Source organism: Angustibacter sp. Root456 (assembly GCF_001426435.1).
Classification (GTDB): domain Bacteria; phylum Actinomycetota; class Actinomycetes; order Actinomycetales; family Angustibacteraceae; genus Angustibacter.
Window position 1 is genome coordinate 753,231 of the sequence record NZ_LMER01000020.1, and the last position, 14,829, is coordinate 768,059.

Annotated in this window: 15 protein-coding genes and 1 tRNA gene; 7 read left to right on the forward strand and 9 right to left on the reverse strand. The window is 70.4% G+C overall.

The window, feature by feature from the left end; translation table 11 throughout:
- Window positions 1–31: 31 nt before the first annotated feature.
- The 3 genes from ASD06_RS18215 to ASD06_RS18225 are packed head-to-tail and all read right to left on the reverse strand — an operon-like array spanning window position 32 to window position 1,808.
- A complete protein-coding gene (locus ASD06_RS18215; protein WP_056680969.1) occupies window positions 32–931 on the reverse strand; it encodes a hypothetical protein in 900 nt (299 codons plus the stop codon).
- Complete coding sequence (locus ASD06_RS18220) at window positions 924–1,535, reverse strand: RNA polymerase sigma factor (RefSeq protein WP_056680972.1); 612 nt, start codon at window positions 1,533–1,535, stop codon at window positions 924–926. Before ASD06_RS18220 ends, ASD06_RS18215 begins: the two co-directional genes overlap by 8 nt.
- 57 nt (window positions 1,536–1,592) lie before the next feature.
- A complete protein-coding gene (locus ASD06_RS18225) occupies window positions 1,593–1,808 on the reverse strand; it encodes a DUF1918 domain-containing protein (protein WP_056680975.1) in 216 nt (71 codons plus the stop codon).
- Window positions 1,809–1,943: 135 nt separating this feature from the next.
- Between ASD06_RS18225 and ASD06_RS18230 the strand changes: the two genes are divergently transcribed.
- From ASD06_RS18230 to ASD06_RS18245, 4 genes are all read left to right on the forward strand, one after another.
- A complete protein-coding gene (locus tag ASD06_RS18230; protein WP_056680977.1) occupies window positions 1,944–2,210 on the forward strand; it encodes a DUF1876 domain-containing protein in 267 nt (88 codons plus the stop codon).
- A gap of 9 nt (window positions 2,211–2,219) precedes the next feature.
- Window positions 2,220–3,245 carry a zinc-dependent alcohol dehydrogenase family protein gene (locus ASD06_RS18235; RefSeq protein WP_056680981.1) on the forward strand — a complete coding sequence of 342 codons (1,026 nt, stop codon included), beginning with the start codon at window positions 2,220–2,222 and terminating at the stop codon, window positions 3,243–3,245.
- A 110-nt stretch (window positions 3,246–3,355) separates the two neighbouring features.
- Window positions 3,356–7,132, forward strand: a complete 3,777-nt coding sequence (locus ASD06_RS18240) for a SpoIIE family protein phosphatase (RefSeq protein ID WP_056680984.1) — start codon at window positions 3,356–3,358, stop codon at window positions 7,130–7,132.
- Between the two features lie 75 nt (window positions 7,133–7,207).
- Window positions 7,208–8,317 carry a methyl-accepting chemotaxis protein gene (locus tag ASD06_RS18245; protein WP_056680987.1) on the forward strand — a complete coding sequence of 370 codons (1,110 nt, stop codon included), beginning with the start codon at window positions 7,208–7,210 and terminating at the stop codon, window positions 8,315–8,317.
- A gap of 14 nt (window positions 8,318–8,331) precedes the next feature.
- Here the strand turns inward: ASD06_RS18245 and ASD06_RS18250 are convergent, their stop codons facing one another.
- A complete protein-coding gene (locus ASD06_RS18250) occupies window positions 8,332–8,928 on the reverse strand; it encodes a hypothetical protein (RefSeq protein ID WP_157371793.1) in 597 nt (198 codons plus the stop codon).
- Between the two features lie 309 nt (window positions 8,929–9,237).
- Here ASD06_RS18250 and ASD06_RS18255 point away from each other — a divergent pair, with 309 nt between their 5' ends.
- Both ASD06_RS18255 and phoA read left to right on the forward strand, forming a co-directional pair.
- Complete coding sequence (locus tag ASD06_RS18255; protein WP_056680993.1) at window positions 9,238–9,639, forward strand: VOC family protein; 402 nt, start codon at window positions 9,238–9,240, stop codon at window positions 9,637–9,639.
- A 142-nt stretch (window positions 9,640–9,781) separates the two neighbouring features.
- Window positions 9,782–11,161, forward strand: coding sequence for an alkaline phosphatase (gene phoA, locus ASD06_RS18260; RefSeq protein ID WP_056680995.1), 1,380 nt, complete (start codon window positions 9,782–9,784; stop codon window positions 11,159–11,161).
- Window positions 11,162–11,235: 74 nt separating this feature from the next.
- Here phoA and mraY read toward each other — a convergent pair whose 3' ends face one another.
- The 4 genes from mraY to ASD06_RS19045 all read right to left on the reverse strand — a co-directional run bounded on the left by mraY (window position 11,236) and on the right by ASD06_RS19045 (window position 13,505).
- Window positions 11,236–12,348: a phospho-N-acetylmuramoyl-pentapeptide-transferase gene (gene mraY, locus ASD06_RS18265; RefSeq protein ID WP_056680998.1), complete on the reverse strand. Its 1,113-nt coding sequence runs from the start codon at window positions 12,346–12,348 to the stop codon at window positions 11,236–11,238.
- A 231-nt stretch (window positions 12,349–12,579) separates the two neighbouring features.
- Window positions 12,580–12,652: transfer RNA gene (locus ASD06_RS18270), tRNA-Lys, on the reverse strand.
- Between the two features lie 293 nt (window positions 12,653–12,945).
- Window positions 12,946–13,176 (reverse strand): cold shock domain-containing protein, encoded by a 231-nt coding sequence (locus ASD06_RS19740; RefSeq protein ID WP_157371794.1) that lies wholly within the window; start codon window positions 13,174–13,176, stop codon window positions 12,946–12,948.
- Window positions 13,177–13,178: 2 nt separating this feature from the next.
- A complete protein-coding gene (locus ASD06_RS19045) occupies window positions 13,179–13,505 on the reverse strand; it encodes a hypothetical protein (RefSeq protein ID WP_157371795.1) in 327 nt (108 codons plus the stop codon).
- A gap of 176 nt (window positions 13,506–13,681) precedes the next feature.
- On the opposite strand from ASD06_RS19045, the gene ASD06_RS20075 reads away from it, so the two are divergent.
- Window positions 13,682–14,197: a DUF1643 domain-containing protein gene (locus tag ASD06_RS20075; RefSeq protein WP_082538186.1), complete on the forward strand. Its 516-nt coding sequence runs from the start codon at window positions 13,682–13,684 to the stop codon at window positions 14,195–14,197.
- A gap of 224 nt (window positions 14,198–14,421) precedes the next feature.
- Here the strand turns inward: ASD06_RS20075 and ASD06_RS18655 are convergent, their stop codons facing one another.
- Entirely contained in the window at window positions 14,422–14,646 is a 225-nt protein-coding gene (locus ASD06_RS18655; RefSeq protein WP_082538187.1) for a CsbD family protein, read from the reverse strand.
- Between the last annotated feature and the right edge of the window lie 183 nt (window positions 14,647–14,829).

Below are 14,829 nucleotides of genomic sequence, written 5' to 3' on the forward strand. Positions count from 1 at the left end.
TTCGGATCAGAAGTGCACGCAGGGGCTGGGGTCAGCGGGTGGGGCGGGTGCCCGCGCCGGTCGGGCGGCGCGCCTGGTCGGTCGGCTCGGTCGGGCCGTCGTTCGCGCCTGGGTGCGTGGTGGGAGAGCCGGTCGGGTGCGTGGCCGGGGCCTTGGTGGGCCGGTGGGTCGAACCCGGGTTCGACGTCGGCGAGCCGGTGGGGTGGTCGGCGCTGCGGCCCGGCAGGGCGACGGTGCCGCAGTAGGTCGCGATGTTCGCCGCGCCCCCGGCGGCCTGGGCGAGGTTGCGCCAGGCGGGAGCGGAGGCGTCGGGCGTGTGGCCGGCGCGCACCTGAGCGGTGTACGCGGTGCACAGGCCGAAGGCTGCGGGGCCGGTGGCGTCCGGACCCACCGGCGTGGCGGACGGCGAGCTGGTGGGCTCGTCGGTGGCCGTCGCGGCCTCGCTGGGCGCCTCGGTAGCGGTCTCGGTGGCGTCGTCGTCCTGCGCGGAGTCGGTCGAGTCGGTCGAGTCGGCGGAGTCGGTGTCGTCGGCCGCCGGGGCGCCGATGACCTGGTGCGCCAGCGCCTGCGCGCCGTCCGGCAGCGAGCCGGTGAACGCGGCGGCGCTGACGCCGCCGAGGGTCACGGCGCCGGCTGCGGCGGCCAGAGCCAGCTTGGATCCGATGAGGGTCGAGAGCACGGAAGTCCTCCGGTGTCGGGTACGCGTGGGCGAGAGTGCGCCGTCCCGGGCAGCGACGAACGCCGCGAGCGCGGCGTCCTCCCCGACGAGCTCGCTGTCGTGGGCCGGGAGCCGAGCCGCGGACACGAGGTCCGCGAGCGCCGACGTCCCGGGAGCCGCGGCGTCGACCGCTGGCCGCTCGTCGGCCAGCAGACCCTCCAGGGTCCACGGGTCGATCGGCAGCTCGTGGTCGTCGCGCGGCAGCTCAGGCATCTCGGTCCGTGAACGTCGTAGGGATCGTGGGCGTTACAGCCCCGGCGGCGTCGGGGGTGGAGCGCTCCAGGATCGCCGCGAGCTTGCGCAGGCCGCGGTGCACGGCGACGCGGACGGCGCCGGGCTTGCGGCCGACGATCTCGGCGACCTGCGCGACGTCGAGCCCGACGACGACGCGCAACGCCACCATCTCGGCGACGTCCGGCGGCAGCTGGGCGATGAGCCGCAGCGCCCGCTCGGTGGCGGCGCGCTCCTGCGCCACGTCGGCGGTGTCGGCGGCCGCGGGTGCGGACTGCTCCAGCTCGATGTCGGAGTCGGTGAGGCGTTCGGGCCGCCGGGTGGCACGGCGGTGGTGGTCGACCAGGCGGCGGCGAGCGATGGTGGTCATCCAGGCGCGGAACCCGGATTCGTCGCCCTCGAAGTCGCTCAGCCGGTCGACGGCCGTGACCCACGCCTCGGCGGCGACGTCGTCGGCCAGCGCCGGGTCGCGGACGCGCAGGAAGCGCAGCAGGGCAGGCTGCGTGCGCCGCCAGATGCGAGCGAACGCCGCCTCGTCACCGGCGCGCGCCGCCGCCAGGTCGGCGGCGAAGTCCTCGCCCAGCACGCGGGGAGTGTGACACCGCGAGAGCCCCTGGCGTCAAACCGCGTGCTCGGACGCCGTTCAGCTCTGGAGCGCGCTGCCACCGAACGGATCGTGGTGGCTGATGTGCGCGTCGGGGCCGGGGAAGAACGTGCTCACGTGACCCGTGTCGCTCCACCGGACGACGTACGGCGGCTCGCCGTTCGCGCCGTGCACCTCGAGGATCTCGCCGTCGCGAGTCGGCTCGCTGAGGTGCAGGCCGGGGACGACGATCCGGTCGCCGACTGCTGCGTGCATGGCCCTCTCCCTTCGCTGTCGTGCACCACCACTGTCGGTGCCCGGCGCTGCCCCGGACAGGGACAAACGGCCCTGGCGACACCGCCGCCGCAGGAGTGGCATCGAGTGAGGACCCACCACCGAGGAGGCGACGGCATGAGCACCGTCCACACCTGGCACGTCACGCTCAACGTCTTCGACCACGAGGACGGCACGGCGGCGCACGCGGTCCTCACGACCGGCGACGGCACGGTCGAGGGCCACGGTCACGCGCGGCGCAACCCGCACGACCTGGAGGTTCCGGAGATCGGCGACGAGGTGGCCGCGGCCCGGGCGCTGCACGACCTCGGCGTCGAGCTGCTGAAGCTGGCGTCGCGGGACATCGCGGCGGTGCAGAAGCAGGACGTCCGCCTTCAGCGGTGAGCGGCGGCGATGCGCGCCTGGGTGGTCGAGCGGCCGGGGCCGATCGACGGCGGCCCGCTGGCCGACGTCGACCTGCCGGACCCTGAGCCGGCGCCCGGTGAGGTGCGGCTGCAGGTGACCGCCTGCGGCGTCTGTCGCACGGATCTGCACCTCGCCGAGGGCGATCTCGCGCCTCGCCGCCCGCGGACGGTGCCGGGTCACGAGATCGTGGGCATCGTTGACGCGCGAGGCCTCGGGGCGCAACGGTTCGAGCTCGGTGAGCGGGTTGGTGTGGCCTGGCTTCGGAGCACGTGCGGACGCTGCCGATGGTGCCGCTCGGGCGCCGAGAACCTGTGCCCGCAGGCTCGGTTCACCGGGTGGGACGCCGACGGGGGGTACGCCGAGCGGGCTGTCGTGCCGGAGGCGTACGCGTACCGGCTCCCGAAGGCGCTCGACGACGCGCACGCTGCGCCGCTGTTGTGCTCGGGGATCGTCGGGTACCGGGCACTGCGCCGCGCCTCGCTGCCACCGGGCGGTCGGCTCGGGCTCTACGGGTTCGGCGGCTCGGCGCACGTCGTGCTGCAGGTGGCGGTGGCGCAGGGAGCGACGGTGCACGTGCTGACGCGCTCGCAGGCGGCTCAGCGGTTGGCGCTGTCGCTGGGCGCGGCCTCTGTGGCAGGTGCCTTCGACCAGCCACCTGAGCCGCTCGACGCGGCGATCTGCTTCGCGCCGGTGGGGACGCTGGTGCCCGTCGCGCTGCGCGCTCTCGACCGCGGTGGCGTCCTGGTGGTCGCCGGGATCCACCTCACGGACGTGCCGCCGCTCGTCTACGAGCGCGAGCTGTTCTACGAGAAGCAGGTGCGGTCGGTGACGGCCAACACCCGCGCGGACGGCGACGAGCTGCTCCGGTTGGCCGCCAACTTGAGTCTGCTCCCGCACGTGGTGGAGCGGTCGCTCTCTCAGGCGCAGGCCACCCTCGCCGACCTCGCCGCTGACGCCTACGCCGGTGCGGCGGTGCTGGTGCCCGGGCTTGATCGGGCCGGTCCCCCCGGGTGATCATGGCTTGGTGGACGCCGCTGGCTTCGGCATAATCCACCCAAGCGGCGGGTTCAGCGTCAGGCAGCGGCGCCCCGCCCGGGGACGAGGTCATCGACGAACGGACGCCTGTGCGCGCAACGCTGCTAGCGAACGGTGAGATCGGCCACGACCTGCTGGCCGTGGACTGGGACAGCACCCCCCTCGGCCAGCCCGAGACCTGGCCGCGGAGCCTGCAGAACGCCGTCCGCATCCTGCTGACCTCGCGGTTCTCGATGTGGATGGCGTGGGGGCCGGACCTCACGTTCTTCTGCAACGACGCCTACCGGCGCGACACGCTCGGCGCGAAGTACCCGTGGGCGCTGGGTCGGCCGGCGTCCGAGGTGTGGTCGGAGATCTGGGACGACATCGGCCCGCGGATCGACCGCGTCATGACCGAGCGCGTCGCCACCTGGGACGAGTCGCTGCTGCTGTTCCTCGAGCGCAGCGGGTACGTCGAGGAGACCTACCACACCTTCTCCTACAGCCCCCTGGCCGACGACGAGGGCAACGTCGAGGGCATGCTCTGCGTCGTCAAGGAGGACACCGAGCAGGTCATCGCGGCCCGTCGCATGATCACCTTGCGTGACCTGGGCTCGCGAGCGCAGAGCGACCTCACCGAGGCAGACACCATCGCCTCGGCGTGCCGGCACCTGGGCGAGAACGGGCTGTCGGTGCCCTTCGGCCTGGTCTACCTCTTCGACGACGACCGCAGAACCGCACGCCTCGTCGGTACGAGTCTGGTGCCTGCGGGTCACCCGATGGCGGCCCCTCGCCTGAGCGTCGCTGACCCCGCCGCGGTCTGGCCGGTGGCCGAGCTGGTGGCCGGCCGCAGCTCCACCGTCGACGACCTGCCGTCCCGCTTCGCCGACGTCCCCACCGGTGGCTGGAAAGAGCCTGCGCTGCAGGCGTTCTGCGTGCCGCTCGCGCAGAACGCCCAGTCGTCGCCGTACGGCTTCCTGGTGCTGGGGCTCAACCGCTATCGGCCTTTCGACGAGTCGTACCGCGTCTTCGCCCAGCTCGTCGCCGGGCAGATCGCGGCGGCCATCACCGACGCCCGCACGTTCGAGTTCGAGCGGCGCCGAGCCGAGGCGCTGGCGCAGCTCGACCAGGCGAAGACGGACTTCTTCACCAACGTGAGCCACGAGTTCCGCACGCCGCTGACCCTGCTCCTGGGGCCGGCTGAGGACGCGCTGGCCGACCAGAGCGACCCGCTGTCGCCCGGTCAGCGCGAGCGCGTGGAGGTGATCCATCGCAACGGCCAGCGTCTGCTGCGCCTGGTCAACAGCCTGCTCGACTTCTCGCGCCTGGAGGCGGGGCGCTCCCAGCCAGAGTTCACCGAGGTGGTGCTCGACCGGTACACCAGCGAGCTGGTGAGCATGTTCGACAGCGCCATGCAGTCGGCGGGCCTGACGCTCGCTACGGACGTCGAGCCGCTCGAGGCGCCGGTGTGGGTCGACCCCGACCACTGGGCCAAGATCGTCCTGAACCTGCTGTCGAACGCCCTGAAGTTCACCTTCGAAGGCGGTGTCAGCGTGACACTGCGCCAGCAGGCCGACCACGTGGTGCTGTCGGTGAGCGACACCGGGATCGGGATCCCCGACGCCGAGCTCGAGCACCTCTTCGAGCGGTTCCATCGCGTGCACGGCGCTCAGTCGCGAAGCTACGAGGGCTCGGGCATCGGCCTGGCGTTGGTGAGCGAGCTCGCCGCAGTGCACGGCGGTGAGGTGCAGGCCGAGAGCAAGGTCGGTGAGGGCACGACGTTCACCGTGCGCATCCCGCTGCAGGGCAGGGCTTCTGATGGTCCGACCGCTGACAGTCCCGGCCACTCGCTGAACGCGCAGGAGCAGTCGCGCGGCTTCGTGCTCGAGGCGCAGCGGTGGGTCGACGGAGAGAGCCAGCACCGCGGGTCGCGGGCCTTGGCCGACACCGTGGGTGCCGACGCTGAGCGTCCGCGGGTGCTCGTAGTGGACGACAACGCCGACATGCGTCACTACATGGCCGGCCTGCTCGCCGCCGAGTACGAGGTGCAGACCGCGTCGGATGGCGTCGAGGCGCTGCGCGCGGCGTTCCGGCGTCCTCCCGACCTCGTGGTGACCGACGTCATGATGCCGCACCTCGACGGCTTCGGGCTCTTGCACGCGCTCAACGACGACCCTCGCACCGTGGGTGTGCCGGTGCTGATGGTGTCGGCGCGCGGTGGCGAGGACGGCACGATCGAGGGCCTCGAGGCGGGCGCCGACGACTACCTCGTCAAGCCGTTCGCGGCGCGCGAGCTCCTGGCCCGGGTGCGGGTCAACCTCGAGCTCGACCGCGTGCGCCGCACCCGGCGGGTCCTGGAGCACAGCCAGACGCTGCTCGACCAGGCTCAGCGCCTGGCCAAGGTGGGCAGCTGGGAGGCCGACCTCGACGCCGACGTCCTGCTGGCCTCGCCGGAGCTGCAACGCATCATGGGGCGCACGCAGGACCAGATCGACGAGCTCGGCCTCGACCGACTGATGCGGCAGGTGGTGCACCCGGACGACCTGCCCTTGGTGCTGAACGCCCTGCAGGGCAAGGACTCTGAGGGCAACTCCGTCGACGACCAGCTGATCACGTACGAGACGCGCCTCGCCGACGGCTCGGGTGGCTACCGCCTCGCGCACGTGCGGGCCGAGGTCGTGATCGACGACGGCAGCGGCCGACGTCTGCTGCGCGGCTCGTTGCAGGACGTCACCGAGCAGCGCGACGCCGAGCTCGCTCTGGCCGCGTCGACGGCGCGCGAGGAGGCGTCAGCCCGCGAACACGCGATCGCCGACGAGCTGCAACGCAGCCTGCTCCCCGAGCGCGACTTCGAGCTCGAGCACCTCGACGTCGCCACGTACTACCGGGCGGGTGTCGAGGGCACGCAGGTGGGCGGCGACTGGTACGACATCATCGACATGGGCGCCGGCCGCACCGCGCTCGTCGTCGGGGACGTCATGGGGCGCGGTGTTCGCGCGGCCGCCGTGATGGGCCAGCTGCGCTCGGGCGTCAGGGCTTTCGCGAAGATGGGTGTGCGTCCGGCGGAGGTGCTCGAGCACCTCGACAGCATGGTGCAGGACCTCGGGGCCGACCACATCGTCACGTGCGTGTACGCGGTCTTCGACTCCACCGACCAGACCCTCACGCTCGCCAACGCAGGCCACCTACCGCCGCTGCTGGTGGTGCCCGGTGAGCCGGCGCTCCGACTCGGTGGGTCGGCCGCCCCGCCGCTGGGCACGGGCGTCTTCGGTATCGAGCCGCAGACGGTGCGGCTGCAGCCCGACGCGATCGTCACCTTCTACACCGACGGTCTGGTCGAGCGTCGGGGCCGCGACCTCGACGACGGCATCGACGCGGTGGCTCGTGAGCTCGAGCGACTGCGGGAGATCCCCCTCGGCGAGCTGCCTGAGCGGCTGGTCGCGGCGGGCATGCCTGAGGGGCCGGACGACGACGTGGCGCTGCTGATCGCCCGCGTGAACGCGCAGCCGTTCGCCGCGGGTATCACGCACCGCTTCCGCACCGGCGAGCTGGCGGCGGCTAGCGCCCGGCGGCTGGTCGAGCATCACCTCAGCGAATGGGGCGTCGACGACGACGCCGTGCACGACGTCGTCCTCATGGCCAGCGAGCTGGTGACCAACGCGATGGTGCACGGGCGCTCGCCGATCGACCTGCTGCTGCGCAGCAACGGCACGCAGATCATCCTCGAGGTGCAGGACCGCGGGGCCTACCGCCCACGCCGCATGTCGCCGTCGGAGGACGACGAGCGCGGCCGGGGCCTGCACATCGTCGCCCAGCTCGCCGACCAGTGGGGGAGCCGGTCGACCACCAACGGCAAGTCGGTGTGGGCCACTCGCTCACTCGGCTGACCGGCGTCCGGCTTCCGCTCAGGTCTGGGGGTCCGCGGCCGATGGGGTCGGCGAGTCCTCGAGGAAGTGAGCCCGATGTTCGGTGTGCGCACAGGTGTGCGGTCAGGTGACGACGGTGTGCTGCGCTCGGCGGAGGCGCTCGTTGCGGTGCTGGAGCACCTGCCGTCGGTGGTGCTGCTGACCGATCGCGACGGGCAGATCCTCTACCGCAACGCGGCGGCCACGGCGATGGCGCAGCGCACGGCTGCGGCGCATGGCGAGCGGGCGCTCGACCAGCTGCGCGCGGTGCTGCGCCGACTGCTCAGCGAGTCGATGTCGTACCCCGCCAGCGAGCTGGTGCACGTCGGCAGCGGCGAGGCGGCCGTGTACGTCGAGGTCACTGTCGCGCAGACGCCCGACGGGTACGCCGTCGGCTGGCAGGACGTCACCGCGAAGGTTCGCTCGCTGGGCGAGAACCGTTCGCTGGCCGACGACCTGGCCGGCGCGGCGTCGTCGCTCACTGGCCTCGGCGAGTCGTTGACGCTGGCGGCCAGCGAGACGTCGGCACAGGCTGACGCGTTGTCGGCCGGGTCGTCGCAGATGGCGCAGAGCGTGGCCGAGATCTCCGGGCGCGTGCACACCGCGGCCGCGCGCACGACGACGGCTGTCGAGTCCGCGCGCGCGGCGAGCGACAACATGACGGCGCTCGCGCAGTCGAGCGACGAGATCGGCACGATCACCGCGATGATCCGCGGGGTGGCCGAGCAGACCCGGCTGCTCGCCCTCAACGCGACCATCGAGGCAGCGCGAGCCGGCGAGTTCGGCAAGGGCTTCGCAGTGGTGGCGGGCGAGGTCAAGGAGCTCGCGGCGCGCACCGCCGATGCGACCGGCAAGATCACCGAGATGATCGAGCGGACGCAGGGGCAGGCCAGCGAGGCGTCCGCAGCGATCACCGGGGTCGTCGAGCTCATCGCGGACGTCGCCGACCAGCAGGCGCTCATCGCCAGCGCGGTGGAGGAGCAGAACGCCACCACCCGCGAGATGTCGACGTGGATCGGCAACGTCGCGCAGTCGGTGCAGGACTCGGCTGCCGCGGCGCAGACCGTGCAGGACGCCGCCGCGGCGATCAGCGAGCAGGCCGAGCGGCTGCGGCGGCGGGTGCTCGAGGCTGGCGACGCGAGCGTCGTCACGCGCGAGTACCTCTGAGCGAAGCTGCTCCGTCAGGCTTCGCGGGGCGTGCCGCTCGTCGGGGCGGTGAAGCGGGGTGCGGCCGGTGCTGCCGCAGCGGCGGCGATGATCATCAGCAGCGCTTCGTCCTTGGCGTCGTCGGTGTGCAGGCGCCCGACGAGTCGTTCCGCAGCCAGCAGTCTCGAGGCGACGACCGGTTGGTCGAAGAAGGTCATGCTCTGCTGCAACGCCTGGCGGTAGGTCTCCTGGAACGTCCGTCCGATGTAAGCCGACATGGCGGCAGCGATGGCGGCGAGCGCGCCCGCCACGAGGGTCTGGGTGGTGTTCGCTGAAGGCCAAGCCGGCGCGACACCGAGAGCGACGACGACGAGGAAGCCCAGCACCGACGTCACCTGTGCCAGTCGGTAGGCGCTGCGGATCTGGAGGCTGGCCTCTTGGTGGAACGAGTTCAGTCGCGTGTGCGTGTACTGCCAGTAGGCCAGGAACTCAGCCGGGTCGGGATCATGGCTCGCACTGGCCGCCGCGGACAACGCCTTCGCTGCCTGCTGCGTCTGCAGATCGCGCTGTCTGGCCCGCTCGGTCGCGTGTGCGTCGTCTTCTGTGATGCCTGCCCAGGCGCCGCCGGCCATGGCCCACCCCACGATGAGGTAACCCAGGGCGGTCGAGGAGTCCGCGTGGTAGACGATCGTCGATACGGCCGCGACGAGCAGCCCGACGACCAGACCGACGACGACCGGTCGCGCGTACCAGCGTCGCCGGACCGTGTCCCGCTGGGGCGGCAACTCGTTCTCCGGCGACGGATCCGGCGCCTGCGCTGACCGACGACCCACGTCGTCCACGCTCGGAGACTACGCTCGCCGCTGCGACGCCGGAAGGTCAATGCCGCACAGGCTGAATCTGCGTCGCGCCGGCGCCCGCTGGTCGCCAGACTGGGGCGCATGACGTCCTGGATCTCTCACGTCGCCGTCGACTGCGCCAACGCCTACGAGCTGTCCGAGTGGTGGAAGCCGGTGCTCGGCTACGTCGACCTCGCTGACGACCCGAACGAGCCTGGCCACACGGAGTGCGTCATCGTGCACCCGGACGACGAGCGTGTCGGCCTCATCTTCATCGAGGTGCCGGAGGGCAAGTCGGTCAAGAACCGGCTGCACCTCGACCTGCGTCCGCGTGACGGTGAGACGCGCGACCAGGAGGTCGAGCGGCTGATCGGCCTGGGCGCCAAGCAGTTCGACGACCAGCGCAAGCCTGACGGTGGCGGCTGGGTGGTGCTGCAGGACCCTGAGGGCAACGAGTTCTGCGTCCTGCGCAGTCGCGCTGAGGTGGACGCGAAGTCCCAGTGACGGTGCGGTGAACGCCGCGCCGGCTGCAGTTCGATGACCGTTCGCGTCGCCGTCGAAGCACCGTCACGTCCCGCTGCTCGGATGGTCTCGCGCTCGCTGCCCGCTAGGGAGGCGCGGGCGCCGACGAGATGAGGGACGACAGATGATGCATGGCTCGAAGAAGCTGCGCGTGCTCACCGTGGCGGTCGGTGCCACCTCGCTGCTGGGCTCCGCTGCGGCGTCCGCGCAGGCCGACGGTGCGCATGGCCACCGCGGTCACGGCACCCACGCGAAGAACGTGATCCTGTTCATCGGCGACGGCATGGGCGACAGCGAGATCACGATCGCCCGCAACTACCTCAAGGGCGCCAACGGTCGGCTGGCGATGGACTCGCTGCCGATGACGGGCGCGTACACGACGTACTCGGTCGACAAGGACGGCACGATCAACTACGTGACCGACTCCGCCGCGAGCGGCACCGGTTGGGCCACTGGCACCAAGACGTACAACGGCGCCATCTCGGTCGACCGGAATGACCGTGACCTGCCCACGATCCTCGAGCTGGCCCAGCGCCGCGGCTTCGTCACCGGCGACGTGACGACCGCCGAGCTCACCGACGCGACACCGGCCGTGCTGGCCTCGCACGTCGCCGAACGCGGCTGCCAGGGGCCGGCCAACATGGCGTCCTGCCCGCAGGACGCCAAGGAGAACGGCGGCCCGGGCTCGATCGCCGAGCAGCTGCTCGACCACGGAGTCGACGTCCTGCTCGGTGGCGGGCAGGGCCGCTTCGCCCAGACCGTGACGGGCGGCAAGTACGCCGGCCGGACGGTGTCGCAGCAGGCGTCAGCCCAGGGCTACACGCTCGTCGACGACGCGCAGGGTCTGGCGGCCGCGACGGCGAAGCAGAAGGTGCTCGGGCTGTTCAGCGCCGGGACGATGCCGACCCGGTGGACCGGCCCGACGGCTCAGCCGTACACCGCGGACGACGCGGCGAACACCACCGCGGACGGCACCGAGTGCCAGCCGGGCAACGCGCCGTCCGGGCAGCCGTCGCTGACCCAGATGACGAGCAAGGCGCTGTCGCTGCTCGACACCAAGGCCAAGGCCGCCAAGGGCAAGCGCGGGTTCTTCCTGCAGGTCGAGGGTGCGTCGATCGACAAGCAGGACCACGCCTCCAACCCCTGCGCGCAGATCGGCGAGACGGCCGACTTCGACTCGGCCATCGCCGAGGGCCTGAGGTACGCGAAGCAGCACCCTGACACCCTCGTCGTCGTCACGGCCGACCACGCGCACACCAGCCAGATTGTGGAGTACCCGCAGGACGCCGGCCACCACTCGCCCGGCACGTTCCAGACGCTGCGGACGGCGGACGGCGCGCCGATGGTGATCAGCTACGCGACCGTCACCGCAGGCAAGTCGCAGGACCACACCGGCAGCGAGGTGCGGATCGCCGCCAAGGGCCCGCAGTCGCAGCGGGTGCTGGGGGTCACGAACCAGACGGACCTGTTCCGCACCATGGCGATCGCGCTCGGGCTGAAGTAGTCCGGCCGCTCGTTGCTGGAGGGCCTCCCCGGTGTGAGCGGGGAGGCCCTCCGGCGTCCGGGGGCGGGGGCAGGTCAGCTGGCGGCGAGCCACTCGGCGTAGAAGAGGCCGAGCCCGCCCATCGCGCAGATGCCGCCGACGATCCAGAACCGGATGACGATCGTGATCTCGGGCCAGCCGGCCTGCTCGAAGTGGTGGTGCACCGGCGCGATGCGGAAGATGCGCTTGCCGGTGAGCTTGAAGCTGGCGATCTGGAGCACGACCGACAGGGTGATCAGGACGAACAGGCCGCCGATCACGACCAGCAGCAGCTCGGTGCGGGTCAGGATCGCCATACCGGCCAGGGCCGCACCGAGGGAGAGTGACCCGGTGTCGCCCATGATGATGCTGGCGGGCGAGGCGTTCCACCACAGGAAGCCGAAGCAGGCTCCGGCGATGGAGCACGCCACCACGGCCAGGTCGAGGGCGTCACGCACTTCGTAGCAAGCGGGCCCGGGCGTGGCGGCACAGCTTTGGTTGTACTGCCACAGGCTGATCCCGGTGTACGCACCGAACACCATCACCGACGTCCCGGCGGCCAGGCCGTCCAGCCCGTCGGTGATGTTGACGCCGTTCGAGGCACCCGCGATCAGGATGCTCGCCCACGAGATGAAGAGGGCGACGCCGACGAACGACCCGAGCGCACCGAGGTCGAGCGGGGTGTCCCTGACGACTGAGATCGCCGTCGAGGCCGGTGCGTGGCCGCTGGCGTCGGTGGCGAGCAGCGCCGGCACGGCGAAGGCCACGGTGACGACGGTCTGGCCGACGAGCTTCTGTTTCGACGTCAGGCCGAGACTGCGTGCCTTGGAGATCTTGATGTAGTCGTCGAGGAACCCCACGAAGCCCATGCCCACCAGCAGCAGCAGGACGAGCATCGCGCTGAGGCTGATGAAGCCTGGGGAGACGCCGGCCACGTCGCTGGCGCTCACCCCGACGAGCGCGAGGTGGGACCCGAAGTACCCGACGACGGCAGCGCCGATGATGACCGCTCCACCCATCGTGGGCTTGCCGCGCTTGTAGTGGTGCTGGACGAGGTCGTCGCGGATGAACTGCCCGTAGCCGTGCCGGGCGAGGTACCGCACGAGCAGCGGCGTGGCGAACAGCGACAGCACGAGGGAGATCCCGCCGGCCAGCAGGATGTTGACCACTCGCCTCCCCCTCGTGCCGTCCGGTGCGGCGTCCGCGGTCGACCGGTCCCCACACCGGCTCGGCCCAGGTGCCTAGGCGGCACGACGGACCGATATGTCGGCGTCCAACCTAAGGGACGCCTCTCTGTTGCCGCCTTTCGACAGGCCGCCACATGACGACGAACCTGCAGTCGGCGGCTCGCGCCAGCTCCGAGGGGGCGGGCGGCCTGTGGCCGGGCGATCCGTTGACGGTGGGCCCCGTGGGGCTCGAACCCACAACCTACGGATTAAAAGTCCGCAGCTCTGCCAATTGAGCTAGAGGCCCGGGACTGGAGGGTATTAGTTCGAATAACCCACCGGACAACCAGAGTGTAGTTCGTGCACCGTGGGCTCGTGGTGGGTCACTGCCGGCTGAGGTCCGTGGAGAGCAACGGGTGCCAACTCGGCTGCATGTCCCGAGCCCAGGCGCACCGGCCGAGGCAATCACCCACCCCGCGGGCTGGGCACTGAGTATGGGCTGGGATTCGCGGGCGGTAGCGTCACAACCCCGCCCGACCACCGTCACGGCGCCAGTTCCGAGCCGCCACTGAACCCGGGGCAGAACAGACCAACGAGTTGTTAGTTCGGCTCGATGGGTGTGACGGAGGTCGCCTGCCATCTCAGGCCCTCGATCTCCATGGGGATCGCGCTGAACGTGACCTTGCGGCCGACGGTGAGCGCTCGGTAGCCGTCGATGTGCACGACCGCGAAGGAAGCGAAACATCCACCTGGTGTGGCATCGGAGGCCAGTACGCCCCACCCGGCGTCTTCGCTCCAGCTGGCGACCGTGCCGGTTAGATCCTCAGTCATGATCAGCTCAGCAGGACGTGGGGGAGCACGGGCTCGAAGCAAGGGTGAAGCTCCCGCTGATCGTCAGCCGAGCGTTCCCATGCGCTCCGTTGATGACGACTTGAAAGTCGTACAAGTCGATGTAGGTGAGTGAACCGCTCCGCCTTGCCGACGTAGAGAGGTTGGCTGTCGAAGGCTGGGCTCAGCTTGAGCTCGGCCCACGCGCGTCCGTCGCCGTAGAACGCATACAGCCCAGCTTGTTTCGGAACGAGCCGGATCGCGTCGGCGTGCGCATGCCTGATACCCGCCAGCGAATGGAGCGCTGCGGCGATTACCTCGTCACTCGTCATGCCTCATCCTCACCGAATGCCGGATGCGGAGAACCCATTGCCCGTGTCCTTCGCCGCAACTGCGCGTCGAGAGGGTGGCCGCAACTTGTGGCCGATCAGCAAGGCGCCCCAGACCTGAGGCCGCGCACATCGTGCCAACGACTACGGTCGAGGGCACCCACTGATACCTTCCCGTCGTGGCGACGTGGATATACACGCCAAGTCCTGACAACTCAGGCCGCACCTTGCTGGGGACCGAGTGCGCCCAGCCCCTCGTGTGCGTCGGCATCAACCCCTCGACGGCCGCTCCTGGCGACTTGGACCCAACGGTGGCAACAGTCGCACGAGTCGCCGAAGACAGTGGTTTCGACGGTTTCATGATGCTCAATGTCTACCCTCAGCGGGCTACCAACCCGAGCGATTTGCACGCCGCCGCGGACCCTGAGCTCCATGCCTGGAACCTTCGCTCGATCGCGACTTTCGCCGATGGGCGCACGTTGAACGTTTGGGCGGCTTGGGGCACGCTCATCCGCAAGCGCAAGTACCTACCTCAATGCCTCACCGACATCGTTGCTCTCCCGGAGCTGGCAAACGTTCAGTGGTTGACCCGAGGCCCCAGGAGTAGAGCTGGGCATCCCCACCATCCCCTCTATGTGCGAGCTGATGCACGGCTAAACACCTTCGATGTGGTCGCGTACCTCGCAACCCTGTAGCGACAAACCGTCTGGCTTCGCGACCTCGGCTCGAAGAGGGCACCGCGTCATTCCGCCGCCAGTCGTCCGGTCGCCGTTGCACTCTCATGCCGATGAGCGTGCGCTCGTGCGTGGTCGGCTTCGGGTTGCGCAAACGGCCCATTTCTGAACGACCACGACCGAGTGGCCGCAGCAATCACATGCGGACCGCGCCCAACTGGCCCACGGCGTCGCTGCTGTCGGCCTTACTTGCGGTGTAGCGCTTCCTTCGTCTTGTCGCGTGCGGACTTGATCGCTTCTTTTGCCTTGTCGATACCGTGCTCAACCTTTTGTTCTGCTTGAGCGGTCTTGTTCTTGGCCTTGCCCGCGAGTTGATCGCGCTTACCTTCGGCCTGAAGCTCTTCGTCGCCGCTCAGGACGCCAGCGGCTTCCTCGACTCGTCCCTTGGCTTTGTCGGACTTGCCACTCATGCGAATCGCTCTCCTCGATGTGTGTTCGGTTGTGGTCCTAACCCTTCATGGCGCGGCGGACGCCGACTAGGGTCAGAGGTCACCCACATGAGGGGCTAAGTCGCTGCTGGCGCGAGCGCTCGCTCATGGCTCCCTTCTGTGTCAAGACGCCGCTGGCAGGGCGGTCGTAGGCTGAGCGCAGGC